Source organism: Ruegeria sp. AB8, assembly GCF_056542605.1.
In genome coordinates, this window is sequence record NZ_JBQGAB010000015.1 from 23,592 (window position 1) to 46,183 (window position 22,592).

The 22,592-nt window shown below is 53.9% G+C and carries 21 protein-coding genes and 1 pseudogene; 14 read left to right on the forward strand and 8 right to left on the reverse strand.

The annotated features are described in order from the left end of the window. From ACR0CG_RS15745 to ACR0CG_RS15805, 13 genes are all read left to right on the forward strand, one after another. Positions 1-873 (forward strand): shikimate dehydrogenase, encoded by an 873-nt coding sequence (locus tag ACR0CG_RS15745; RefSeq protein ID WP_480526125.1) that lies wholly within the window; start codon positions 1-3, stop codon positions 871-873. Then, positions 870-1,685 carry a citryl-CoA lyase gene (locus ACR0CG_RS15750; RefSeq protein WP_480526126.1) on the forward strand — a complete coding sequence of 272 codons (816 nt, stop codon included), beginning with the start codon at positions 870-872 and terminating at the stop codon, positions 1,683-1,685. Before ACR0CG_RS15745 ends, ACR0CG_RS15750 begins: the two co-directional genes overlap by 4 nt. Next, positions 1,672-2,862 carry a Gfo/Idh/MocA family protein gene (locus ACR0CG_RS15755; protein ID WP_480526128.1) on the forward strand — a complete coding sequence of 397 codons (1,191 nt, stop codon included), beginning with the start codon at positions 1,672-1,674 and terminating at the stop codon, positions 2,860-2,862. The genes ACR0CG_RS15750 and ACR0CG_RS15755 overlap by 14 nt, the downstream gene beginning before the upstream one ends. Continuing rightward, the gene (locus tag ACR0CG_RS15760; RefSeq protein ID WP_480526130.1) at positions 2,852-3,526 is read left to right on the forward strand and encodes a hypothetical protein; all 675 of its coding nucleotides are present in this window, start codon (positions 2,852-2,854) and stop codon (positions 3,524-3,526) included. Before ACR0CG_RS15755 ends, ACR0CG_RS15760 begins: the two co-directional genes overlap by 11 nt. Further along, on the forward strand, positions 3,519-4,709 hold the full coding sequence (locus tag ACR0CG_RS15765) for a Gfo/Idh/MocA family protein (protein ID WP_480526131.1): 1,191 nt from the start codon (positions 3,519-3,521) through the stop codon (positions 4,707-4,709). The genes ACR0CG_RS15760 and ACR0CG_RS15765 overlap by 8 nt, the downstream gene beginning before the upstream one ends. A gap of 154 nt (positions 4,710-4,863) precedes the next feature. Beyond that, positions 4,864-5,778 (forward strand): sugar phosphate isomerase/epimerase family protein, encoded by a 915-nt coding sequence (locus ACR0CG_RS15770; RefSeq protein ID WP_480526133.1) that lies wholly within the window; start codon positions 4,864-4,866, stop codon positions 5,776-5,778. Further along, positions 5,759-7,168 (forward strand): aldehyde dehydrogenase family protein, encoded by a 1,410-nt coding sequence (locus tag ACR0CG_RS15775; protein ID WP_480526135.1) that lies wholly within the window; start codon positions 5,759-5,761, stop codon positions 7,166-7,168. The genes ACR0CG_RS15770 and ACR0CG_RS15775 overlap by 20 nt, the downstream gene beginning before the upstream one ends. Next, positions 7,168-8,949: a thiamine pyrophosphate-binding protein gene (locus ACR0CG_RS15780; RefSeq protein WP_480526137.1), complete on the forward strand. Its 1,782-nt coding sequence runs from the start codon at positions 7,168-7,170 to the stop codon at positions 8,947-8,949. The genes ACR0CG_RS15775 and ACR0CG_RS15780 overlap by 1 nt, the downstream gene beginning before the upstream one ends. A 124-nt stretch (positions 8,950-9,073) precedes the next feature. Next, on the forward strand, positions 9,074-9,517 hold the full coding sequence (locus ACR0CG_RS15785; protein WP_480526139.1) for a hypothetical protein: 444 nt from the start codon (positions 9,074-9,076) through the stop codon (positions 9,515-9,517). Between the two features lie 264 nt (positions 9,518-9,781). Beyond that, positions 9,782-10,954, forward strand: a complete 1,173-nt coding sequence (locus tag ACR0CG_RS15790) for a tyrosine-type recombinase/integrase (protein ID WP_480526141.1) — start codon at positions 9,782-9,784, stop codon at positions 10,952-10,954. After that, positions 10,951-11,568 carry a hypothetical protein gene (locus ACR0CG_RS15795; protein ID WP_480526143.1) on the forward strand — a complete coding sequence of 206 codons (618 nt, stop codon included), beginning with the start codon at positions 10,951-10,953 and terminating at the stop codon, positions 11,566-11,568. Before ACR0CG_RS15790 ends, ACR0CG_RS15795 begins: the two co-directional genes overlap by 4 nt. 57 nt (positions 11,569-11,625) lie before the next feature. Then, complete coding sequence (locus ACR0CG_RS15800; protein WP_480526145.1) at positions 11,626-11,820, forward strand: helix-turn-helix transcriptional regulator; 195 nt, start codon at positions 11,626-11,628, stop codon at positions 11,818-11,820. A 102-nt stretch (positions 11,821-11,922) separates the two neighbouring features. Continuing rightward, entirely contained in the window at positions 11,923-12,450 is a 528-nt protein-coding gene (locus ACR0CG_RS15805) for a hypothetical protein (protein ID WP_480526147.1), read from the forward strand. A gap of 267 nt (positions 12,451-12,717) precedes the next feature. Here the strand turns inward: ACR0CG_RS15805 and ACR0CG_RS15810 are convergent, their stop codons facing one another. The 8 genes and pseudogenes from ACR0CG_RS15810 to ACR0CG_RS15845 all read right to left on the reverse strand — a co-directional run bounded on the left by ACR0CG_RS15810 (position 12,718) and on the right by ACR0CG_RS15845 (position 21,482). Then, positions 12,718-13,008, reverse strand: a complete 291-nt coding sequence (locus tag ACR0CG_RS15810; protein ID WP_480526300.1) for a thermonuclease family protein — start codon at positions 13,006-13,008, stop codon at positions 12,718-12,720. A gap of 128 nt (positions 13,009-13,136) precedes the next feature. After that, on the reverse strand, positions 13,137-13,502 hold the full coding sequence (locus tag ACR0CG_RS15815; RefSeq protein WP_480526149.1) for a COG3904 family protein: 366 nt from the start codon (positions 13,500-13,502) through the stop codon (positions 13,137-13,139). Positions 13,503-13,915: 413 nt separating this feature from the next. Further along, on the reverse strand, positions 13,916-15,196 hold the full coding sequence (locus ACR0CG_RS15820) for a hypothetical protein (protein WP_480526151.1): 1,281 nt from the start codon (positions 15,194-15,196) through the stop codon (positions 13,916-13,918). 681 nt (positions 15,197-15,877) lie between these two features. Beyond that, on the reverse strand, positions 15,878-17,401 hold the full coding sequence (locus ACR0CG_RS15825; protein ID WP_480526152.1) for a hypothetical protein: 1,524 nt from the start codon (positions 17,399-17,401) through the stop codon (positions 15,878-15,880). Positions 17,402-17,456: 55 nt separating this feature from the next. After that, positions 17,457-18,212, reverse strand: a pseudogene (locus tag ACR0CG_RS15830) (IS5 family transposase). A gap of 555 nt (positions 18,213-18,767) precedes the next feature. Then, the gene (locus tag ACR0CG_RS15835; protein WP_480526155.1) at positions 18,768-19,268 is read right to left on the reverse strand and encodes a hypothetical protein; all 501 of its coding nucleotides are present in this window, start codon (positions 19,266-19,268) and stop codon (positions 18,768-18,770) included. A 360-nt stretch (positions 19,269-19,628) separates the two neighbouring features. After that, positions 19,629-20,183 carry a hypothetical protein gene (locus ACR0CG_RS15840; RefSeq protein WP_480526156.1) on the reverse strand — a complete coding sequence of 185 codons (555 nt, stop codon included), beginning with the start codon at positions 20,181-20,183 and terminating at the stop codon, positions 19,629-19,631. Between the two features lie 591 nt (positions 20,184-20,774). After that, on the reverse strand, positions 20,775-21,482 hold the full coding sequence (locus ACR0CG_RS15845) for a hypothetical protein (RefSeq protein WP_480526158.1): 708 nt from the start codon (positions 21,480-21,482) through the stop codon (positions 20,775-20,777). A 353-nt stretch (positions 21,483-21,835) separates the two neighbouring features. Between ACR0CG_RS15845 and ACR0CG_RS15850 the strand changes: the two genes are divergently transcribed. Then, a complete protein-coding gene (locus tag ACR0CG_RS15850; RefSeq protein WP_480526159.1) occupies positions 21,836-22,180 on the forward strand; it encodes a hypothetical protein in 345 nt (114 codons plus the stop codon). The last annotated feature ends 412 nt before the right edge of the window (positions 22,181-22,592 follow it).

Consider the following 22,592-nt stretch of genomic DNA (forward strand, 5'->3'; position numbering starts at 1 on the left):
ATGAAGGCCGCACTAATCGGACAAGGGATTTCTGGCTCCATGACGCCTGAGATGCACGAGGCGGAGGGCCGGGCGCAGGGTATCGATCTGAGCTACGGTAGGATCGACACTGTAAAAGAGCCATTTCGTGGAATGTCGGTCGCTGATTTACTGCGCTATTCCGTTGAATTAGGCTGTGCGGCGGTCAACGTGACACACCCCTACAAAGCATCGGTCATTGATCATCTTGATGAGCTTTCCAAGACTGCTGAGGAGCTTCAAGCTGTCAACGCGGTGGTTTTTTGTGACGACCGAATGGTTGGCCACAACACCGACTACATAGGTTTCCACAGTGCCTTCGGAGATTTTTTGGGATCATCGAAGACTGAAACGGTTCTCATGTTTGGTGCTGGTGGCGCGGGCAGTGCAGTCTCTTTGGCTTTGCTTGATTCAGGTGTTCGAGATCTGGAGATCATCGATCCTGACTTCCACCGAGCGCAGGCGCTGGTCAGTCGACTAAAGGTCTTGCGCCCTTATGCAAGGCTTCAGGGTTCCCCCTCGATTTCGTTGGATCGGGTCAAATTTGTGGACGGAGTGGTCAACGCAACACCGCTGGGGATGGACAAGTACCCCGGGTCGGTAATTGATCCATCATTGTTGCGGCCGGGTGCTTGGGTGGCAGATATCGTATATTTCCCGCTCGAGACACATCTTCTGAGCAGCGCCCGCACAATCGGGTTAAAAGTGATGAATGGGGCTGGAATGGCAGTTCATCAGGCTGCAGCGTCTTTTGAAATCTTCACCGGCTGCACCGCCTCAATCAGTCGTCTTCAAAACGTTTTCGATTCACTTCGTCAGCAGCGCATGCGCGAGTTTAGAGGTGCAACGGTATGACAAACGACGAGCAAGCTATCCGCCAATGGTGGCGCACATCTATCATCGACATGAAGCCCGGCCAGATCGCGTTTCGCGGCAACGCAATAGAGGACCTGATCGGGAACGTATCTTTCCCGCAGATGATCTGGCTGATGGTGCGGGGCGACTTGCCCAGCGACGCGCAAGCGCGCCTTTTCGAAGCTGCTTTGGTCGCAGGCGTGGATCACGGCCCACAGGCTCCCTCAATCGCGGCTGCGCGTATGGCTGCCACCTGCGGGGTAGGTCTCAATAATGCGATGGCGACTGCGGTGAACATGCTGGGCGACGTGCACGGCGGGGCAGGAGAGCAGTGTGCAGAGCTGTACAATGATACCGCAGTCCGCATGGATGCGGGAGCTTCGCTGAATGACGCTGTTCGGGATGGCTTGGGCAATTGGCGCGAGACCTACGGCAAGATCGTATCGGGCTTTGGTCACAGGTTTCACAAGCCTGTCGATCCACGCGCACCACGATTGATGCAACTTGTTCGTGATGCGGCGGCAGAAGGCACAGTTTCTGGCCGGTTTGCCGATATCGGAGAAGAGGTTCAGGCCGAACTCGGTCGTCAACGCGGCGGTCGGCCAATTGCCATGAATATCGACGGCGCGACAGCCGTGATCTTCTGCGAACTTGGCTTTCCTGCGCCCTTGTCGCGCGGATTGTTCTGCCTGTCCCGCTCGGTCGGGATACTCGCTCACGCCTGGGAGCAGATGGGGCAGGGCGGTCGCAACAAAGGGCCGATGCCTCCGAATTATTTACCCCTCTACGAAGACAGGAATGATGACACGTGAGACATCGAAATCCTTCCGGGTCGGCCTTATCGGCTGTGGTCGTATCAGTGATATCTATCTAAAAACACTATCCAAATTCTCAAACGTTGAGGTCGTGGCTTGCGCAAGCCTTGATCCTTCGGAAAGCCGCGCCAAGGCGGATCAATACGGCATCGCCAAGGCCTGCACGCCAGATGAAGTGTTTGACGATCCGACGATTGACTGCGTTCTGAATCTGACAATTCCGGCGGCGCATGCCGAAATCAGCCTGCGCGCGTTGGAGGCGGGCAAGCACGTCTATTCCGAGAAGCCGCTGGTTATGAATCGAACGGATGGTAAAGCGATCCTGCACATGGCCTCTGAAAATGGGTTACTGGTCGGTTGCGCACCCGACACATTTCTGGGCGGTCGCTGGCAGACCGTTCGGCGCTTGATCGACGAGGGTGCCATTGGCAAACCGACAGGGGTTTTTGCCCATGTCGGGACCCACGGGACGGAGCGCCACCATCCCAACCCGGATTTCTACTACCAGGCCGGTGGCGGGCCCTTGCTGGACCTTGGGCCATACTACCTGACCGCAATGATTTGCTGCCTTGGTCCCGTTGACCGGGTCGCCGGAATGGCGCGATGCACTTTCGACAAAAGGATGATCGAAAACGGCCCTCGCAACGGCGAATGGATGGACGTCGAGGTCGACACGCACTCCCTAAGCCTGCTGCAGTTCTCCTCCGGAGCTATAGGGTCGATGACCATGAGCTTCGACGTCTGGGACAGCGAAACTCCGCGGTTCGAGATCTACGGTGAAAACGGCACCATCAGCATCCCAGACCCAGACCCGGTTCATGGTGCCAATATCTTTCAAGGGGATGTCTGGCTGAAAACGCGGGAGACCTCGCGCTGGTCTCATCAGCCTCGTCCAACCGGTCGCGAAGACTGGCAGGCGGTCGAAAACAAACACGGGATCAATGAAGACAGCCGTGGGCTCGGCCTTTTGGATCTGGCCCTGGCGGCACAAGAAGGACGCCAACCCCGTGCAAGTGGAGCGCTTGCCTACCACGTTTTCGAGGTCATGGACGCGATTGAACGGGCACCGAAATTTGGCGCCTATCAGACGATAGAAAGCCGTTGCGCGGCTCCGGAGCCTTTGCCGGTCGATTTCCTTAACGATGAGAGGAAGGAGTTGGCGCATGCCGATTGAGACACTCGACTTTGCCCAGCCATTCTTTCGTGTCCAGCACATCACCGATGAAGACAGAATATCTGTCGAGGGTCGCGCAATTGTTCTGAACGTAGGGGAGCGAGACCTTTCGGTCGTGGATCAGAACGTTGCACCGCTTTCGTCTGTCATCGTGCAAGACAGCACGCTTAACAGCGTAGAACGCGCAGTCATTGTCTACGGTTTCGACGCCCATGGTGATGACAATGAGCTGTTCGCATGGGTGAAAGATACATGGCCATCCGCTTTTGATATCCGCCAAGAGGAGCGTCTGCGTGGCGTTAGCCACTACATGTCACCAAAGGTCTTCGTGGGTAACGTCGGACTGACCATGTACCATTCCGGCTCGGTCCCACTGAATGTTGGATTGCACAAGGATCATCCGTTCTGCCCGGTTCCGGGGTTCCGCGAAGTGCACACGCAAATCGTTGGCTTCGGTAAAATGCAGCAATGCCGAGAGCGGGACGTTGAGACGCTTTATCTAGAAGAATTCATGGCTCCGGGCACGACACACAAGCCTATGTATGACGCCAAAGGCAATTATCCCTGGCATCAATACGAGACGATTACCCCCAGCATCTTCATGGCGGTGGAAATGCTGCCGGAAGGCGTACGGGCCCCGGAAATGGAGGTTCAGAATGGCTGAGAGACTTCTACCCGAAGACCTGAACTTTGACGGTCCTTTCCCCCGGTTGTCCCGCCGTTTGCGGCTGGGCGTTGTTGGCGGCGGACGAATCTCTGTCACGCAGGCAACGGCCGCGCGGATGACCGACCAGTGGGAGGTCGCCGCAGGCGCGCTCAGTTCAGATGCCGAGCGCAGCAAGGCGCGCGGGGCCGAGTGGTTCCTGCCTGCCGACCGGTGCTACGCATCGTTCGAGGAGATGGCACAGGCCGAAGCGGAGCGCCCGGATGGCGTGGATGCCGTGATGATCACCACCCCGAACCACGTTCATTTTGAAGCTTCCAAAGCGTTTCTGGAGGCAGGCATTGATGTACTGTGCGACAAGCCCCTGACCAACGAAGTTGCCGAGGCCGAGGGGCTTGAGGAGATCACCGCGCGTACGGGACAAATCTTTGCTGTCGGCTATGCGATGTCGTGTTTTCCAGTAATCCGTCAGGCCAAACAAATCGTGGCGGAAGGCGGCCTCGGTAAAATCAACCAAATCCACGTCGAGTTCATGCAAGACTGGATGACGCCCGATGATGTGGCTGATGCGCCTCATGTAAAGTGGAGGCTGGACCCCAAGATTTCTGGCCCGACCAGTTGTGTCGGCGATATCGGCACCCATGCCGCGCATCTCGCCAGCTTTGTCTCGGGCCTGCCCTTGACCGACCTACGGTCCGAATTTCATGTCTGCGGCGCGCCCAAGCCTTTGGAAGACACGGTGTTCATGTTCACCCGCTATCAAAACGAGGTTCCGGGAACCCTGATGGCGACACGCCTTGCCCCAGGAAACCGGGGTGGGTTGCGGTTGCGGATCTTCGGGAGCAAAGGAGGGCTCGAGTGGGATCTGGAGAATTCGGAGCGCCTGAAGTTCAATCGGTTCGGTGAGCCGGATCGTATCATCAGCCGAGGTCACGGGCACGGCATCGGCCGCGGTGCGGAACGTCTGATCCGTACCGCGCGTGGCTTCCCCGAAGGGATTATCGAAGCCTGGGCCAACCTCTATACGGAATTTGCCATGGCCGTGGCCGCGCGTTGGGATGGCGTTACCGTTCCGGCCGATTGGCTTGCTTACCCCAGTGTCGAACAAGGCGCAGACGGTGTCCGATTCATTGATGCCTCTGTGCGCTCTCACCAGTCCGGAGGTGACTGGGTCACCATCTAATGCTCTGCCAGCATAAAGGTTAAACACGCCCGGGCTATTGCTCGGGCGTTTCTATTTTCTGCTCAGTATTAAAAGTTGATATTTTAAAAAATATCAGATATTTTTTACTACGTGTGATGAATTTAAGATTCGCAGACACGTGGAGCTGTCGTTCATGGTGAAACCCGAAGAGGCTGGCGCAAGCCCCTCTCTCTATTCCTTGGCGCATCTGACGCTGATTGGCTGTACGCCGCCCGAGTTGGTCTATATCGCCGCGCGGGCCGGTTACGATGCCGTCAGCCCTCGGTTCATTCCGATGCATGTGCCCGGTGAATTCACTCAGTCTCCAATCGACAAGGCGCAGGTTCAGGCCACCAAAACGGCTCTCTCAACCACAGGCTTGAAAGTCCTTGATGTCGAGCTTGCGCGCATCACCGAAGATGTCGATCCGCGCAGTTTTGAGCCTTCGTTGGAGGTGGGCGGGGAGCTGGGCGCCAAACGCATGATCATGAGCGCGTGGACAAACACCCGCGATGATCGTGACTTCCTGATCGACGTCTATTCTGAAACCTGCGAACTGGCGGCGCCCTACGGGCTGACAGTGGACTTGGAATTCCCAAGCTTCTCTCGCTTGCGCACTCTGGATGAGGCTCTGGATATTGTCCGCGCCTCTGATCAACCGAATGGCGGTATTCTGGTCGATACGCTTTATCTGCACCTCAGTCGCGTTGATCTCGGAGAGCTTCTGCACGTCCCCTCGGAGTTGTTTCACTTCCTGCATATCTCCGATTGCCTACCCGGGATCGCCGATACGCGAGAGGGCATGATCCAACTGGCCCGCGATGCGCGGCTCTATCCCGGCGAAGGCTGGATTGACTTCACTGGCATCATCGAACGGATGCCGCCCGTCGACTACTCCATTGAATTACCCAACCAAAGCCGCGTTGCCGAGTTGGGATATGAAGAACACGCGCGTCGCTGTCTCAGCCACGCCAAGCGAACATTCGGCGAGGCGCGGTCACAGCGTCGTGTGCCCGATGCTGCAATTCTAAAACACCAAGAGGATCATCATGGGCAAAGAGCTCACTGAAAACGACCGCAACATTGCGGCCGATATGCTGGCACGCGCCCGCGCTGCTATGGCCGAGATCGAGGATTGGGATCAGGACAGGCTGGACCGCCTGTCTCAGGCAATTGCGTGGTATGCTGGTAACGAGAAGACCTTCACGCGTCTGGCCCAGCAGGGCGTGGACGAAAGCGGTATCGGAGATCGCGAAGGGCGCCCTGCGAAGCGATTTAAGATTCACATGGTGCTGCGTGATGTTCTGCGCACGCCCTCGACGGGGATCGTCGAAGTCGACGAAGAAAAGGGGCTCGTGAAATACGCCAAACCTGCTGGTGTGATCGCATCCTTGATTCCCATGACCAACCCTGCGATGACGCCACCGGTGACCGGCGTGTCTGCCGCGAACGCCCGGAATGCGGTCATCTTCAGCCCGCACCCGCGAACCGCCCATACCACCTTTGAAATGGTCGAAGTCATGCGTGCAGCTTGTCGTGCTGCCGGTGCCCCTGAGGACTTGTTTCAGTCCATTCGCAAACCGTCGATCCCATTGACGCAACACCTGATGGAGATCTGCGACCTGACTTTGGCGACGGGAGGCAAGCCCATGGTCAAAGCAGCGTACAGTTCAGGGCGCCCGGCCTATGGTGTCGGCGCGGGCAATTCGTCCATCGTCATCGATGAAACCGCCGATCTGGACATCGCCGCGCAGAACACTCGCATTTCAAAGACCTCCGACTTTGGGTCGGGCTGCTCGGCCGACGGCAACATCATCATCCAGCGCTCAGTCTACGACGATATGGTCAAGGCGCTTCAAGCCGAGGGCGGCTACCTGTGTTCGGATGAAGAGAAGGCCATGCTCGAAGCGGCCATGTGGGATGAAAAGGGAAACCGTACGTTTCCAACCATCGCCTGTCCGCCGCAGCAAACGGCCAAGGTCGCCGGTTTTAACATCCCCGAAGATCGCAAGTTTCTGATGGTTGAAAATCAGGGGCAAATCGGCCCGCAGCATAAGTTCTCAAAGGAAAAACTGACCACTCTGATGGCGCTTTATCACTTCGATACATTCGATGACGCGCTGGATACGGTCAGTCAGATCTATAACACGGGCGGCAAAGGCCATTCCTGCGGCATCTACAGCCACAATGACGATCACATCGACCGGTTGGCGCGTTTGGCTCCGGTCAGCCGCATGATGGTGCGACAGCCTCAGTCCAAGGCCAATGCGGGTGCCTGGACCAATGGCATGCCCATGACCAGCAGCCTGGGCTGCGGCATCTGGGGCGGCAACATCACCAACGAAAACGTCACCATGAAACACATGATGAACTACACTTGGGTCAGCCGTCCGATCCCCGAGGATCGCCCCTCGGAGCCGGACTTGTTCGGTGAGTTCTACGGACAGGAGGTCGCGTGATGGACGGAGCGAAATTGGAAGGCAAAACCGTTGCTGAGCACATCGTCGATTTTCTTGAGCGTCGTGAGGTCAAACACGTGTTCGGTCTATGCGGCCACACGAATATAGCGGTTCTGGCCGCGTTGGCGGAAAGCCCCATCGATTTCGTCACCGTACGACACGAACAAATCGCCAGCCACGCGGCGGACGCCTATGCCCGCGTGACGGGCAAGGCCTCGGTGGTGCTGTCCCACCTCTCCCCGGGACTGACCAATTGCGCCACCGGGGTCGCCAACGCGGCCTTGGACTGTATCCCGATGGTGGTGATCGCGGGCGATATTCCCACGCACTACTACGGCAAACATCCACATCAGGAAGTGAACCTCCATGCCGACGCCGCCCAGTGGGAGATCTATCGACCCTTCGTAAAACGCGCCTGGCGGGTCGACCGCGCAGATTTAATGGCCGAGATTCTTGAAAAGGCGTTCCATCTGGCTGAAAGCGGCCAGCCCGGGCCGGTACTGGTCAATGTCCCCATGGACATCTTTTCAGAGGTGATCCCCTCGGACAGTTTCGACCGTATCCGCGAAAACACGCGCGCTCTCAAGAAACCGTCGATTGACGACGAGACAGCGCGAGAGATTGTCGAAGCGTTGGTTAAAGCCGAAAACCCAGTCGCTTATGTCGGTGGCGGTATCCTTTTGGCACAAGCCAGTGAGGAGTTACGCGAGTTCGTTGAACACATGGGGTTGCCAGTCGCGCATTCCCTGATGGGTAAAGGCGCGTTGCGGGACGACCACCCGCTTGTGCTGGGAATGACCGGGTTTTGGGGCACCGAATTGGTCAACCAGTCCTGCTTGAATGCGGACTACATCTTTGCCGTGGGAACACGGTTCAAAGAGGCTGATTGTTCAAGTTGGTACCCTGGCTACACGTTCAACATTCCAGGATCGAAGGTCATTCATATCGACATTGAGCCGCAGGAGATCGGTCGGAACTATCCCACCGAGATCGGAGTCGTCGCGGACGCCAAGGCCGCATTGCGCGTCCTCAACCGGGTCGCCCGCGAGATGTATCCGGACGGTTTCAAGCGCCCCGCTCTGGAACAGAAGATCGCTGGCTTCCGGACGGACTTCAAAGCGCGCAACGTGGAAATGGCGACCTCATCGGCCTTTCCAATGATGCCCGAGCGTATTCTGGCAGATACCCGCAAGGCACTGCCCGAGGATGCCATCATCACCACGGACGTTGGGTGGAACAAGAACGGTGTCGGGCAACAGTTCGACATTTTGACGCCGGGTTCAATCCTGACCCCAGGCGGGTTCGCGACGATGGGTTTCGGTCCTCCGGGTGCGATCGGCGCGAAACTGGCGGCACCTGATCGCGTTGTCCTCAGTCTGGTCGGTGATGGTGGCTTCGGTCAAAACCCGTCGATGCTCGCAACGGCCGTCGAACTCGATCTGGGCATTATCTGGCTGGTTATGAACAACAACGCCTTCGGAACCATAGCAGGTCTGCAAAAGGCGCATTACGGTCTGACCTATGGAACAACGTTCCCCGGATCAGCCGCAGCTCCCGCAAACGGGCCGGGTTATGCAGACATTGCAAGAGCTTATGGCGCGGAAGGGCACAGGCTCAGCGCTGCTGACGAGTTGTTGCCCGCATTAGAAGCTGCAATTGCCAGCGGCAAACCAACTGTCCTTGATGTCCCAATGATTAACAACCCGACGCCAACTACCGGACATTGGAACATCCTCGACATTTATTCGCCGGACAAGGACGTTTCTCACGTCGCGACCTGACGATACTGAGCGCGGTAAGCCGCGCCAGTCTTTTACTTTCAATAGGCCCAAGTCAGCCAACCCTTCTGAGAGCCTGCAATGCCCCAAGAAGATCTAACTGTTTTTATAGCCTTAGCATATCGTTTTGGCTCACGCCTTACCGCCCCGTGGGACGAAGTGGAACGCGTCAACGCTGAATGGCAACGGCAAGCCCGCCCACAATCAAGAAGGCCGCGAACTCAACTCAGCAGGCAAAATAGACAGAAAGAAACTTGAACGCGCGTTATCAGAAGCCAACAAGCTGCTACCGCGTCGTATCGAACTTTTCGAGATGGGTATTCTTGAAGGAGTCGAAGGTGAGGCAAAGTTCACTGATGGCAAAGAGCGCACTTCGGTTGCCATGGAGTTGTTGGCCAGCTTTGACGAGAAGGAGCAGGCGTTCGAGTTCAATCCGGCGACAGCTTCCAAGTATGTCACGGCACTGGATGAAATGATCTCTTATATGCAAGTACACGACGTCAATCCGAACCCAAAGGCACTTGACGCGGTGCGCGGCTTGATTTCAGAGATCGTTGTGTCTCCGACCTAGGAAGACGGCGTGCCGGTCGAGGTGAAGGGCCGTCTTAGTGCCTTGATTTCAAACCGTTCCAAAAAGGTGGGGGGTTTGGTGGTAGCGGAGGAGGCTACCATACTGTATCCTCGTCTATTCCCATGTATTCTCAATTTCTCTTGTAATATTGATACGTTCGTTATCATGCGTTATCAAGTGCTATCACTGGTTTTAGTTCTGTCCCGCCGCTAGAGGCGGGACAATTGGCGGGACAAAACTGTTGGGACATATTGAGGAAGCCAGATGCCCAAGCTCACGGTCAAAAAAGTCAGTAGTCTCCAAGAGCCAGGAATGTATGGCGACGGAGAGGGGCTGTATCTGCGCGTTGGACCCACCGGTGCAAAGTCCTGGATACTTCGGACCGTTGTGCATGGTCGACGCCGTGAGCTCGGAATGGGATCGGCCAACCTTGTCTCCCTTCTAGAGGCACGCGAACAAGCCCGAGAGTTACGGAAGATCGCACGAGAGGGGGGCGACCCAGACTCTGTTCGAAAGCGTAGCGCGATGACGTTCGAGCAAGCAGCGCGGAAAGTGCATGGCAACTTACTGCCGACATGGAGCAACGAAAAGCACGCCCGAAAATGGATTGCCTCTTTGGAGAACGATGTGTTCCCGGTTTTTGGGGAGCGTCCTATCGAAACGGTTGGGCCTGCGGATGTTCTCAATGCTCTATCCCCGATCTGGGCGGAGAAAAATGACACGGCCAAGCGGATTAAACAGCGGGTCGCGTCGGTATTCGATTGGGCCAAAGGTGCCGGTCACTATCCTCACGAAAACCCCGTAAACGGTGTTGCAAAGGCTTTGCCGACTATCAAGCAGCGGCCTGTACACATGGCATCGCTGCCTTGGCGGGATCTGCCCGACTTTATGACCGACCTTGGCGAACGCGATGGGACATCGGCACGGTGCCTTGAATTTATCATCCTGACTGCAGCCAGATCAGGCGAGGCGCGTGGCGCCCGATGGTGCGAAATCGAGAATGGGATATGGATAATTCCTGCCGAGCGCACAAAGCGACGCCTGCCGCATCGTGTGCCGCTCTGTGAGAAAGCTCTGGCAGTCTTGGGGGCGGTCAAGGGGCTGGACCGTGATTTGGTGTTTCCAAGCGTTCAACGCGGCAAGAATGGCCGATCAAAACCTATGTCGGATACGGTGTTCAAGGCATTGATGATCCGGATGAAGCGTGAAGGGCTGACCACTCACGGTTTTCGATCAACATTTAGGGATTGGTGCAGCGAAAGCTCGATGGTGGATCGAGCCGTTGCCGAGGCCGCCCTACATCACACCTTTGGGGATCAGGTCGAGCGGGCTTATGCCCGATCTGATCTGTTTGAGCGGCGTCGTGCTCTCATGGATGCTTGGGGGCAGTACGCTTGGGGCGGAACCGGACAGGTGGTGCCGTTGGTGCGTGCATGAAGCCGAATGCAGAGTTGTATTTGCGCGAGTTTTGCAAGCTTCGCGACTATTGTTGGCTCGACGAAGACGAAGCACGAACCAACTTTCAAATCCTTGCTGGAATCGCGACTTGGGCATGCAAGCAAAGAAAATCATTCGACGCTGATTTGGATCAGTTGTTCGAGGAAGGCCGGGGCTTGGAGCCAGGAAGGCTAATCGGAATCGTTCTATATCTCTCAACGCTAGACGCCGAATTTTTTGATGCTACGAAACGAATGCTGGCGAGATCTCTCGTAAGGCACCCTCCAAACCATTTTATCAGACAGATCTCTGCTTTTTTCCTAACGTCCGATCCGCCAAGTACTATCTACCCAACACTTGCTAGGAATGTCGTTTTTGTTTTGGCTATCTCGGTCGGTCGCCAATTGGGATGGAAGCCCACAGAATCTTCAACCAAAGGTGCGGCCAAAAAACGGAGCGGTTGCGGCCACCTCGAAGAACACATGGCAAAGATGGGTACGACGGTGGGATACAGCGCGATTGAAAAGGTTTGGAAAGGTCGAAGAGACACCTTAATTTCCGCCGGATTTACCCAAAAAGAAATCTCGGACTTTTTCGATTTCGATGTCCAATGACTGGGATCTAACTCTCTCCTAACTTCACCTCATCCCAATAAGTTGAGGTGAAAGAAAATGACTGAACTAGTCCAAAGCAAGCCAGAACTACTCCGAATTCAAGACGTTGCCGTGATGCTCAACCTTGGTGAATCTAGCGTTTGGCGCCACGTAAAAAACGGCGATCTTCCCAGGCCCATTAAGATCAGTGGAACGACGCGATGGCGCAGATCTACTCTCGAGGCGTGGATCGATGAACAGGAAGCGGCATAACGAAACCCGCGCCGAGTAGTGAGGCGCGGGTAGCGATCTTTCGGATTTGAGCATCTCAAAGATAGCCACTGCGAACCTCCGGCGCAATGTTGGAGACAAACCTTGGGACAAGACCCAAAAAATGAGCGTCGAGGCGAGCACTGGACCAAAATGACGCGCTCGCTGATGGAGACACGGGCTTGGCGATCTTTGCCCCTGGTTTCGCAGGCACTATACGTTTGGTTAAGACTGGAATGGCGCGGACCAGACAACAACAATAACGGAAAGATCACTCTAAGCGTTCGGCAAGCCGCAGAGCGCCTTGGTGTCACGCGAAATACCGTAGCTAATGGCTTTCGGGAACTGCAAGCCAAAGGTTTCATTGCTGTGACCCGGCCGCCAAGACTTGGTTGTAGTGGCGTTGCCTCTTCCCCTCTGTTTGAACTCACTGAGATTTCACTGCCAACTGCCCGCGGAAACGGTGGGCGAAGGCTCTACAAACAATGGTCTGATGGTGCGGATTTTCCAGTCGTCAAAGCCCCAACTCACAACCCCAAAGGAACCAACGGAAAAGAAAAAGCCCGTCATCAAAACCGTGACGGGACCGTCGTAGAATTTGCGCCGGGGAAAGTAGAGGCGGCACAAAAATGATGACGGCCCGTCACGAATATTGTGCCGGAAACGCCCCATTTCAGCAGGACACCCGTCTCAAAATTCGTGACATCCTTAACCTACCATATCCCCCTTTCAAAAAACGACCTGCTACCAAGACAGGTATCTCTGATGAAGGCGGGTGTGGGTTTTCCAAAAAACCAGCGAAACCGGAGGCCTATGATGGCGCAAGTTCACGACCAAGAAAGCCAAAATTCAATCGCGGATCAACTCGACGATTTCATGCTTATCCATGCGAGACTTTCGCTACCGGCAGTACCCAGCCCTACTCAACCGAGACTTCGCGGCCGGGGTCTCCAAGTGCCTATATCGCCCCCCCGAGTACCTCGCGCAATCCAATGCATGCCCCGCAGCAATCACGGCAGCACCAATGTCTTGTCCGTCAGCGTAACAAACACCAACCCAACGATCATAGGTGCGCTCACCATTCAGTTGGCACTCGATACTCTTGCCTCGAAGGAAGTTCACCATCCAGCGTTTAGCATCCTGACCAGAACGAGTGCCAAGCTCGGGCGCATCCACGCCGTTCAAGCGCACGGGAGTGCCATCGACGACAATTGTGTCTGCATCACGTACTTGTAGACCTCCCGCAGTGGCAGTCGTGGCGAACAGCGCCGCAGCAATGGTTAGCTTCTTGAACAAGGCAAAGTCCTCGGTGTCTGGTGTTAATCGACTATTTGGGTTGCTATTCGGGTATCCACGAGTTCTTCCTCGATAAGCGCATAGATCTCCTCCGGAGGAGTGTTCAGCGAATACAGCATGAGCGCCGGGTCCACACCCATGTCGATGAGGTGCTGCATTGTTTCTCCTTGCCCCTTTTGGATGCGCTCGACGGCGAAAACGACTGGTATCAGGCGGGGCTGCTCGTAGTAGTGTTGGTGCATACCTACAATGCCGCGCAGCGAGACTATGCGATCTTCTCCGCCTGCTAAAATATAAGGGCATGAGGACACGCACATCGCCCCAGCAAGAACGGCAGAAGCAAGCTCAGCCTCTCTGACTTTCTTACCAATGGACAATGCCTCTGACACCACTCCTCCTGGACTGTGAAGAGCCACTAGGTCAGGCTTCTCCTGCATGTCCGACAAGTACGAAGCGAAGCGAGACGAGTCATCCACTTCTATCTGACCGCTGAGTAGAAGTACCCTCCCCAATCCTTCGACTTCCTGAACCGAGAAGTCCAATCGGTTGGGAAATGCTTCAGGTACGGGGACGTCTAGTGGCCCGTCTTGAGGTACAAGCGATGGATCACTGCGATCAGTGCGGTACTCGCGGCGCTGGTCCCCGGGAGATATCGGCCCTTTTGGGAGTTCAACTCGCTCTTTGAACGGACTGGGAATGACACCAAGAAAGTCAGACGCTATTAGAACGCCCGCAATCGCTAGCTGAAATATCAGAACGTAGCGCAGCCCAGAGCGTGGATCGAGACGAGTTAGTAGGTTCATCACGCTTCATCTTTTTGCGGCGCCGTTCGGTTAAGGATGGCTGCATCTGCAACACCCATAGTCGCCTCGACGTCCTTCATAGCATTCATCGCGGCTCTCAGATCAGACAGTGTCAGCGTGTCCTCGATGCTCATACCATCTTTACCACTGCGTATAGCCGCCTGAGTGATTGCCAGCACGAACACCAAAACTGCCGGTAGCAAGTCGATGGCTATAGCTCCGGCCCAGGAAGGGACGAAGTTGTGGGCGTACTTGATTACCGCGTCGGCGCTAGAAATCGGGTTGTATGCCGTCTCGATAGGCGGCTCCATGTCCAGCACCTGGTCAGCAGCGTTCTTGAGTGTCTTGCTGCGTTGGTCCAGCGCATTCAAAACGGAGTTGATTGTGGATGATTGCGCGTCTCGTATGTCGGAGCTGCGTCCATCAAGCTCTGGAAGTACGACCGAGGATGGCAGGTCCTCTGCAGAGCGGGCAACAAGCGGGGCCACGCTGTACTGGTTGAGACGCGAGATCACACCTGCTAGCTTCACGCTTTCCTCAGAAAACTGAACCGAGCGGCGGTCTACTGGACCCGGTGCAACGGTAAGCTCGCGCATCTTTGCGAGAATTTCGTTGCCTTGTTGGAATGCTTCCTCGATAGGTTCCTGCTGTGCCGCGATCTGCTCTTCAAGGTTTCGCAACTCTTCAGCTTTTTGGGTCAGTACCCGAAATACGGCGCCCCGACCTGCGGTACCTGAGAGGTCTCCGGACTGCTCTAGTTCAGCGAGTTCTTCAAAACTTTGGCGGGCGCGTTCCACCTCGCGACCCAACGCTTGACCACTCAGAGCTATATCGTGAGCTTGCTCAAGAGCAGCTTGGTAGTCTCGGACAGTGTTTTCCAAGTGTTGTTCCACCGCTGCTGAGCCTGCGAGAGCGGCTGCGTTAAGCCAGCTAGACATAGCGATAATGGCGACGGAGCCAACAATTGTGGAGATTGTCAGACCAATGAAACCACTAGCCGTACGCATCGAGGGTAGCAGTCGAAGCATGTAGCTCCAAAAGACGAAGATGCCGACAGAGACGGCGATTGAGTACGCAACGGCTGCGAAGAAAGAGACTGCGCCGTTGTCTTCGAGCAATGAGGACACGCCGAGATAGGTGTAAATACCAGATGCAATGGCCAGAACTCCCAAGGCTGCGGGCGTAAACGTGTCTAACCACGCGAGATGACCTTCTAGTTCTTTAGCGGTCCGAAGGCCCTTTGCTTCCTCAGCCGTCAAGCGATCCTTGTTCTCCGTCATTTTACGCCTTGCTCCACACTCATCACGCGATAGTTCGTCACTTAATCACTCGTTAAGACTTTTCACCCTGGGGTGCACATCTGGACGTTACGAAACGATTGCTTGCGTGGAACGGCCATTCTTCTGTGAGTTTCCGCCAACTTGGGCCCGTAGTTATAGTAGTCACAAAAGAATCAACTAACTGAAATTCCGGTTGTTATACTGGGAATCTAAATACGCAGAGATCAGCTGCCTCGCAGTCCTACGCGTGAGATCGCTCAGCGGGTTAAATGTGCCGGCATGAAGGCGAGTATAGACCATTCGAGGATAGCATTCTGCGCACTGTCTGCTGGTGCATCTGAACGGATGGATCGAACCACTTCCGAGCGATTGGGGCTGGAGCATGGTCTGGAGCTATACGGATGCGGGGCGGGTTTAGCTGGATCAATGGCGGGAAAAGGAGGCATGGCTGGATGCCAATGTTCGCCCAGCGACTGCAGGGGATGGTGTGTGAAATGGAACGGACGAGGCCATGACAACCCCGCCCAACCAAACGTCCAACGTCAACCACCAACGTACAGGAAGAATGAGTAATGAGTATCACCGTTGAACCAGTTGTGGCAGATCAGATCGACCTGCCCAGCACGCCGGGTGGTTCGCAGATCAAACTCGCTCTAACTCCTAACGTCACGCTTTTAGCAGCTAGAGATCCGAAAACCGCTTTCGACTTTGAGCTTGAGCCATTAGCTCCGATACACTCAATCCGGAAGCTTTCAAATTCTGCTCAGCCAAGTCAGCGACTGTTTTCGCTAAACCTTGCGTCGTAAATCGCAATCGCTGAGCTCGTTCAGGCTCTTCATTGATACATCCGACGACAATATCTAAGACATTCAACAGCGTCTGTCGGAAGGCTTCGATGGCCGATCCAACGCCGTTACCAACGGCAGTGCCGACCTCTTCAAAGGCTACCTGAAGTAACTCTTGTTCAGCAGTGGACAGTTTTTTTATCGTATTTGGTGTTTCAGAAGGGTCAGAATCGCCAACCAGTAATTCCAAAGCAAAAAATGCTTCAACTGTTGCCACCTCGTCATCTTCAGTACCACCTAATTCCCTCAAAAACTCAGGAATTGTATCTTCGATTAAGCTGCGCAAAACTTCGAATTGCCGCCTTAGAAGGTCCAATTGATTGGACGCGTGCTCGCCCTGACGCTCAACACTGTTCAGCTTTGCTTCTTCGTCTGACCAATTTGAAACTGGGTTTGCACGGGTTTCTTTTAAAACTAAATAGCTATCAACTACATCTTCGATCAAGCTGGTGAAGCGAATAAGAGAGTTTCCTCCATATGGAGCGGCTAACAGCGCAAGGCGAATGATCTTCTCCGTCGAACTGCCGATTTGCAATTGAACCAACTCAAGCTCGCCAATTTCGTGAGACTTGGTAGCAGTCTCCGCAATAGTCCAACCTTGTCGATCGAGGCGCTTGTTTTGTTCGAGCAATTTTAACATGGTCATGTCGCTGTACTCTCCAAACTCCCTCGTTCGAGGAAGCCTAAAAGCATCGACCTCTTCAAAACCCAGTTCGCTAAACAAATTAAAGAGCTCTGCCGGAAATACTTGGAACTTTCGCGAACCTTGCGATGGGTCCTGCACGAAGTTCCGTTTGATTAAGATATCGTGTACGAGGGTGGAGCAAATTTTTCTTTTGTCGCTGACGAGACGGCGTTGAAGTGCCCCCACCCAGTCATACTTTTGCTTGAAGAAGTAATATGCTCCATGCCATAAATCACGTGTGGACCTCGCACTGGTAGCAATCTCTTTATGGCGAAGAATTTTCGCTGGACGATAATTCTCGAATGTTTCTTCGTCTTTGAAAATTGGAACAAAGTCCACGCCGTTCTTAGTAGTAGCTTCCACCAATGTTCTGCTATCAACCATCATTGCCGCATGCATCAATTCAGCGTTTGCGAAGCCGAGAGACTTTTGCTTTGCTTCAATTGCAATGCCGTGGGGTTTTCCACTCGTATAAAAGAGCACGTCTCCGCTAATCAAAAAGGGTAAATCAAAATACAAAACGAATAACCTCCAATTGCTTTGATAAAAACAGATGCCAGGGTTGTTTTGGGCTAAAATAACAGGAAATACGTCTATTATGAAGATACGATTTAAGTGCTTGAGTTGCCGAAAAGAACTGATTGAAAAAATTAAATGACGAGAAGAACCAAACATTGGGTGAGCACTTCGCTTCATAGTAGCGATTGAGATCCGTGATTAGGGTAAAGACTCATAACCAAAAGATGACGGTAGCGGCGATGCAGATTGCCGACAAGAACAGTTCAGCGCATCGGTCATAACGGGTCGCGTTGCGGCGCCAATCTTTCAACCGGGCAAACAGGTTCTCGACACGATGGCGTTTGCGATACAGCTTGGCGTCGTGGCCGGCAGGATTCCTTCGTCCCCGGCGCACTGGAATGCACCTTCAGATACCGCGTACGGTCAGCGCCTCCCGGAACTAGTCTGCATCATACCCCTTGTCCCCTAAAAGCAATTAGGCCGGGGGCAAGCTGCCCAGCAAAGCCAACGCACCTTTGGCGTCACTCATCTGCCCGGCAGACAGGAAGAACGTCAGCGGTCTTCCGCGGCCGTCGCAGACCGTTTGCAACTTGCGGTTCAGGCCGCCTTTGGTTCGACCGATGGCCGGTGAGCGTGTTCCCCTTTTTTTAAAAGGCTTGCCGCCGTTCAGTGCGCTTTCAGTTGGCTGCTGTCGATCATGATGGTATCGGCGTCCGGTCCCGGTTGCGCCAGTTCACGGAAGATACGAGAGAAGACACCAGGGCGGGACCACCTGACAAACCGATTGAAAAGTGTCTTGTGCGGCCCATCTCAGCCGCTGCATCTCGCCAGCGCAGGCCATTACGAATGACGTGGATAATACCGCTAAGAACCTTCCGGTCGCTGGAATGCGTCACTTCGCACTGTTTGGGGAACAGGTGCTGGATAAATTCAGGTGCTGTAGGTCGATCCAGAACAAGTGCGACATGGATAATCCTCCTGCCGCCCTTGAATCACGACGGTGTTGCCGATGGAATCGGCCAATGCAATGGCCGCTCAAAACGGCGAACTCGTCATCCGACGAAAAGCCTCAGTTGCGGGTGTCGCGAAGCTCGATCAGAACCAAAACAGCCTGACGCAACCATAGAGTAAAGGCGATACGGATATGGCCGGTGACTTCCAAGCCGAGATCGAGGTCACTTTTGCGTCGGGTGGAAAGGCCACAATCCCAAATGATGGAACGTTCAGGGCCTCAATTGCAGCGGAACCGTACGGCAACTAATCCCGGCGCCGGGAGCGAGGCGCGTTTGTTTCTAAGATGAGAGGGCTCTAGAGAAGATCAGCGATCTTCGGTTTTAATGCTTTTCGCCTCACTCAGCCCGGCCCATGTAGTCGGGCTTATTTTTGTTTTTGGGCTGGTTTTTCGCCGATGACAGAAACGTATGGGTATTGGCCCGCCAAGTTCCAGGTTTCGCGCACCCATGCACCGAGAAAACCAGGAGCATCCACCTGCCTTGATACCCTAATAGACGAGACGCATCCACTACCTACGAGCACGAAGCTCCATTGAAAATCCGCGTATTTCAGCAGCCTGTTTGTTGATTTCAGTGATGAGTTCGGCGATGACCTTGTCATCCACGTGACCTGTGTCTAGGACTGTAGCCAGTGCATCCCGGGAGAGGTTTCTCGCCTCCATGAGCCTGGACAATTTGTCGAGGAGAAGGTCAGCTTTTTGCTTGTCGTATCCACCGAGCACCACGTGCAGTCGATGATAGAAGTTTTCGATCCTGCTGTACTCGCGGGCATTGAGAATCCTTGATTGAAAGCGGAGCGGTCGGCGTTCACTACTTAGCAGTGATCTCGCTTCCGGGCCTTCGCCCAAGTCAACCTGCTGCTCTCCGTCAAGAAGGTCGGTGAGCGCAGATGTCCACAATCTAGCGAGATCATCCGCATCTTCTGAAATTCTTTCCACGTATGAAAAGATCTCGTCATCCCGTGCATCCTGGCGCGACGCCCATTTCAGCAGTAAGTCTGCCGACTTCAAGATATCTCCGATCATTCAAGTATTATGTATGTTGCGCGATGAAAGACAAGTTTCGTTCGAGAGACCATTCCTCTGCCGCGGTGCGCCAAAAACGGTCGTTGAGGTTGAACGCTCACTGCGCATCATCAGCGGCGGCGAGACAATCACAGCAGAAAAACGCACGGAACTAGTTGGCCCGCGCTGCAAGCAAGCTAGAGGGGGCAAGAGCAACGCGGGCCCCCCGAAGGGTGGTTGTGTTAGGTAGTTAGCGTGATTGCCTGATCCGGCTCCCCGTCGCAGCGCCGCAGGCAAGAAAAAACGTACACTGCTGGGGGATAGGAGCAGGCGCGGGTTAGGGGTTATTTACCAGTTTCAAGCTTCTTAGCACAGCAGCTGTGTTTCGGATAACCTACCCACGAAAAAGTCTTCAATTCCAATTCCAAAACCGAAAGTACAAGCTGCCAGAGAATAGGTTTGAGTAAGAGTACCTTCGTCTGCATATGGATCAGTGTAGATAATGGCCTTGGTTTCGCCGGGTTCTAGAGTCTGATTGCCATCGTCAGGGTTGAATTGTCGAAATGCAAACTCGGGCGTAAGGTCTGCTGAATGATAAAAACCTATGACGATACCATCTCGAATATCTTTTGAAAGACAGTGATTTTTCGGCATGCTGGATAATGAGTATGCACAGATGGCCGGAAAAACTTCGACAAGGGTGTTCGATCCGTTGTTGATAGACATCGCGAACTGATTTGCATCGTCTCTAATCGCCAGCGCTTTCGGCCTCACAGTCATTTTTGTTTCAATGCCGTTATAGCTCTCGGCAATTTGTTCGTCCGAACTGAACTCCTTAAGCAACCAAGGTATGAGCGCGACAAAACTGGTAAAAATGGCAAAGCCGCCCGCAATTAACGCTGTCTTTATATCTACATGCATATTTTTGCCTATCTATGTTAACCAAAGTAGCAAGTCTAAGTGCTTAATTGCTTCGGTCACGGTCGAAATACCCCAAATTGGCATCCGCTAACACGTCTTGATACCTAACTATTGAAGCAACTAGAGCGGCGGCGCGTCAACAATGTCGGGCAACTTCCCACCTCCACGCTAGCGCTCAATTCGCGCCATAGTCACGTTTTAGATGTCCGTGCATCACTCAGTGTACGTTGAGATGGGCTCATACCAGTCGTTCGCTGCGCTCATTGAGAACAACTGGTGTTCGCACGATGCTGCTATTCAATGGAAATCTCCTTATCGCTCGTTATTCCCGCAATAATCGCAGCATCAACTTACGTATATTATTCTAAGCGTCGTAAGCGAGCCATGGTGCTTGAATTTCTCCATGAGTGGTGTGATCCGAGCAGGGAATCTTTGCGAGGACTGGGGTCCATCGTGTTGAAAGACTTGGTGAGGGAGTTGGGGCCCTGGCAGGGCTTAGAGATTATTTTCTGGAAGGGTCTATACAGAAAGACTGCATGTGGCCCATAGCAAAGTAGCGCGCTGCGATGTAGGGGTTGGTACATCTGTCTCCTAGTCCGAGACCACTTTTTCGACCAAGCCGCCTGAGCCCCTAATGATGTGAAACGGATTTCCAGTTATGGAAAAGCCGATGGAGTGGGCGGATTTTGAAAAAGGGGACTCTAGTTCAATTGCGCCGCCCAAGTCAGTCACACCAGACAGATGTCCGACGATTTCGCCTTTGTTGTCTATTACACGGAATATCCTTGCCGTGACTGTTGTAACGCCGCCAACGGATTGCACCAGCTCCGACGCAGTATCTTTGTCGCTCCCGATACGGATCACTTCGGTTGTGACTAAGGGAACCCCTGCCGCCAGAAGTTGCAGAACTTCAGCTTTGATGAGGCCGCTGTTTTCGGCCATTATCTGCTCAGAGATGGTGCGGCTTTGCATCCTAAAGTCTTCAATCAATTCCGCAACTTGTGCGGTTGCTTCTGTTTGAAAGCTCGTGATTGCCTGGTTTCGCAAAACGTCAAACGACCCCTGCAGCTTTGTCCATTCTTCCTCCTGCTGATCAACTTTTGCTATCAGCTCCGCAACTTTTTCTGATGAAGCCTTAAGTTCTGCAGTGGTTTCAACCAGCGCATCCTTAGCGCTATGAAACTGAAACCAGCCTAGAATGCCTGCACTGGCCAAAACCCCCAACGCGATGCCTGCCGCTTTAAGCCAGGTGAAAAGTGAGTTCACGCGTTCTTCCAGTTTTTCCAACTTCTTTTCCATAGGTCACCTAAATTACTTTGTACAATCAGCGGTTTGGGCATCCTATCACAGCTTCGCGCAAGAGTGCGATTAATGTTAACACAGTTTTCAAGTTATGTGCCTCGCTGGATCAATTACGTCTCTCAAAACTTGTGACGTCTGCTATTGCAACTGGGTCGGCTGAATGAAACCTTGAGACATTGGCCGTGTATTTCCGCTTGCGGCCGCAGGCATGGATCGGGTGTACCTAGTTTAAAGAAGCGGTCCGAGGATTGGCGAAAGCCCATATGATAACGCAACTGTTCAGTTAAAGTGAGTATGCACATGGGAGATTTTGGAACGGCAATTCTTCAAACAACGATTGAGGGCTGAGAATGAGAAAGATCGCTGCATCACTAGTACTTTTCGGCGCAGCTGGTTCGGTTGCGGCATTAGATGCAGACAATTTTACATGCCATTTCCCAGAGTTTGAATTCGGCCCGGACTGGGAATTAGGCGATGAAATTGGACATGAGTTTAGGAAGGTTGGGTCATCCGGTATTATGTGGACTAAGTCAATCGTCGACGGGTCGGTGTCTACCGAGAGTTTTTCTTGTGACACAGCGGCAGAAGCGAAATGGAGACCTGCACTGTTTTGCGCTCGCATGGCAGAGTTCGAAGGTATTGCAACGACAGCACTTCATTTGGTTTTATTCGATGATTTTTCCGGGTCGTTTTGAGCCAATCAAGTTTTTCCCCAACAGGAGAGAGAACGCACTTTGGCAGTTCGGCTGTGGTTTCAGCGGCAACGTGTAAGTGATCTCTGCTGAGCAGGCCACACAAGAAGAAAGACGGTACACTGGCGAATGAAGCAGGTCCAATACCTGCCTCGACTTAATGTGAGGTGAAGGCTGCAGTTTGGTGCAATTCTGCCGCTGCATATCGGAATGCGCGGCCACTCAGGAATGCAGATCGGAAACGACAACGCATGGGTCGAAGATGAGGTTTGTGCCATTCAAAGTGTCATAGGCAACAGAAGTATCGTTGTTGTCGAACGCTCATTGAGCATCTTCAGCGGCAGCGAGACAAACAGAGAAGAAAAAACGAGAGGAACTAGTTGGCCCGCGTTGCAAGCAAGCTAGAGGGGACAAG

Excerpts from the sequence above, each read along its gene's own strand:
- ACR0CG_RS15850 (WP_480526159.1), top strand. The coding sequence starts at position 21,836 with ATGAGAAAGATCGCTGCATCACTAGTACTTTTCGGCGCAGCTGGTTCG.
- ACR0CG_RS15845 (WP_480526158.1), bottom strand. The coding sequence starts at position 21,482 with ATGGAAAAGAAGTTGGAAAAACTGGAAGAACGCGTGAACTCACTTTTC.
- ACR0CG_RS15745 (WP_480526125.1), top strand. The coding sequence starts at position 1 with ATGAAGGCCGCACTAATCGGACAAGGGATTTCTGGCTCCATGACGCCT.
- ACR0CG_RS15770 (WP_480526133.1), top strand. The coding sequence starts at position 4,864 with ATGGTGAAACCCGAAGAGGCTGGCGCAAGCCCCTCTCTCTATTCCTTG.
- ACR0CG_RS15800 (WP_480526145.1), top strand. The coding sequence starts at position 11,626 with ATGACTGAACTAGTCCAAAGCAAGCCAGAACTACTCCGAATTCAAGAC.
- ACR0CG_RS15795 (WP_480526143.1), top strand. The coding sequence starts at position 10,951 with ATGAAGCCGAATGCAGAGTTGTATTTGCGCGAGTTTTGCAAGCTTCGC.
- ACR0CG_RS15825 (WP_480526152.1), bottom strand. The coding sequence starts at position 17,401 with ATGTTTGGTTCTTCTCGTCATTTAATTTTTTCAATCAGTTCTTTTCGG.
- ACR0CG_RS15840 (WP_480526156.1), bottom strand. The coding sequence starts at position 20,183 with ATGCATGTAGATATAAAGACAGCGTTAATTGCGGGCGGCTTTGCCATT.
- ACR0CG_RS15760 (WP_480526130.1), top strand. The coding sequence starts at position 2,852 with ATGCCGATTGAGACACTCGACTTTGCCCAGCCATTCTTTCGTGTCCAG.
- ACR0CG_RS15790 (WP_480526141.1), top strand. The coding sequence starts at position 9,782 with ATGCCCAAGCTCACGGTCAAAAAAGTCAGTAGTCTCCAAGAGCCAGGA.
- ACR0CG_RS15820 (WP_480526151.1), bottom strand. The coding sequence starts at position 15,196 with ATGACGGAGAACAAGGATCGCTTGACGGCTGAGGAAGCAAAGGGCCTT.
- ACR0CG_RS15750 (WP_480526126.1), top strand. The coding sequence starts at position 870 with ATGACAAACGACGAGCAAGCTATCCGCCAATGGTGGCGCACATCTATC.
- ACR0CG_RS15765 (WP_480526131.1), top strand. The coding sequence starts at position 3,519 with ATGGCTGAGAGACTTCTACCCGAAGACCTGAACTTTGACGGTCCTTTC.
- ACR0CG_RS15775 (WP_480526135.1), top strand. The coding sequence starts at position 5,759 with ATGGGCAAAGAGCTCACTGAAAACGACCGCAACATTGCGGCCGATATG.
- ACR0CG_RS15780 (WP_480526137.1), top strand. The coding sequence starts at position 7,168 with ATGGACGGAGCGAAATTGGAAGGCAAAACCGTTGCTGAGCACATCGTC.
- ACR0CG_RS15755 (WP_480526128.1), top strand. The coding sequence starts at position 1,672 with ATGATGACACGTGAGACATCGAAATCCTTCCGGGTCGGCCTTATCGGC.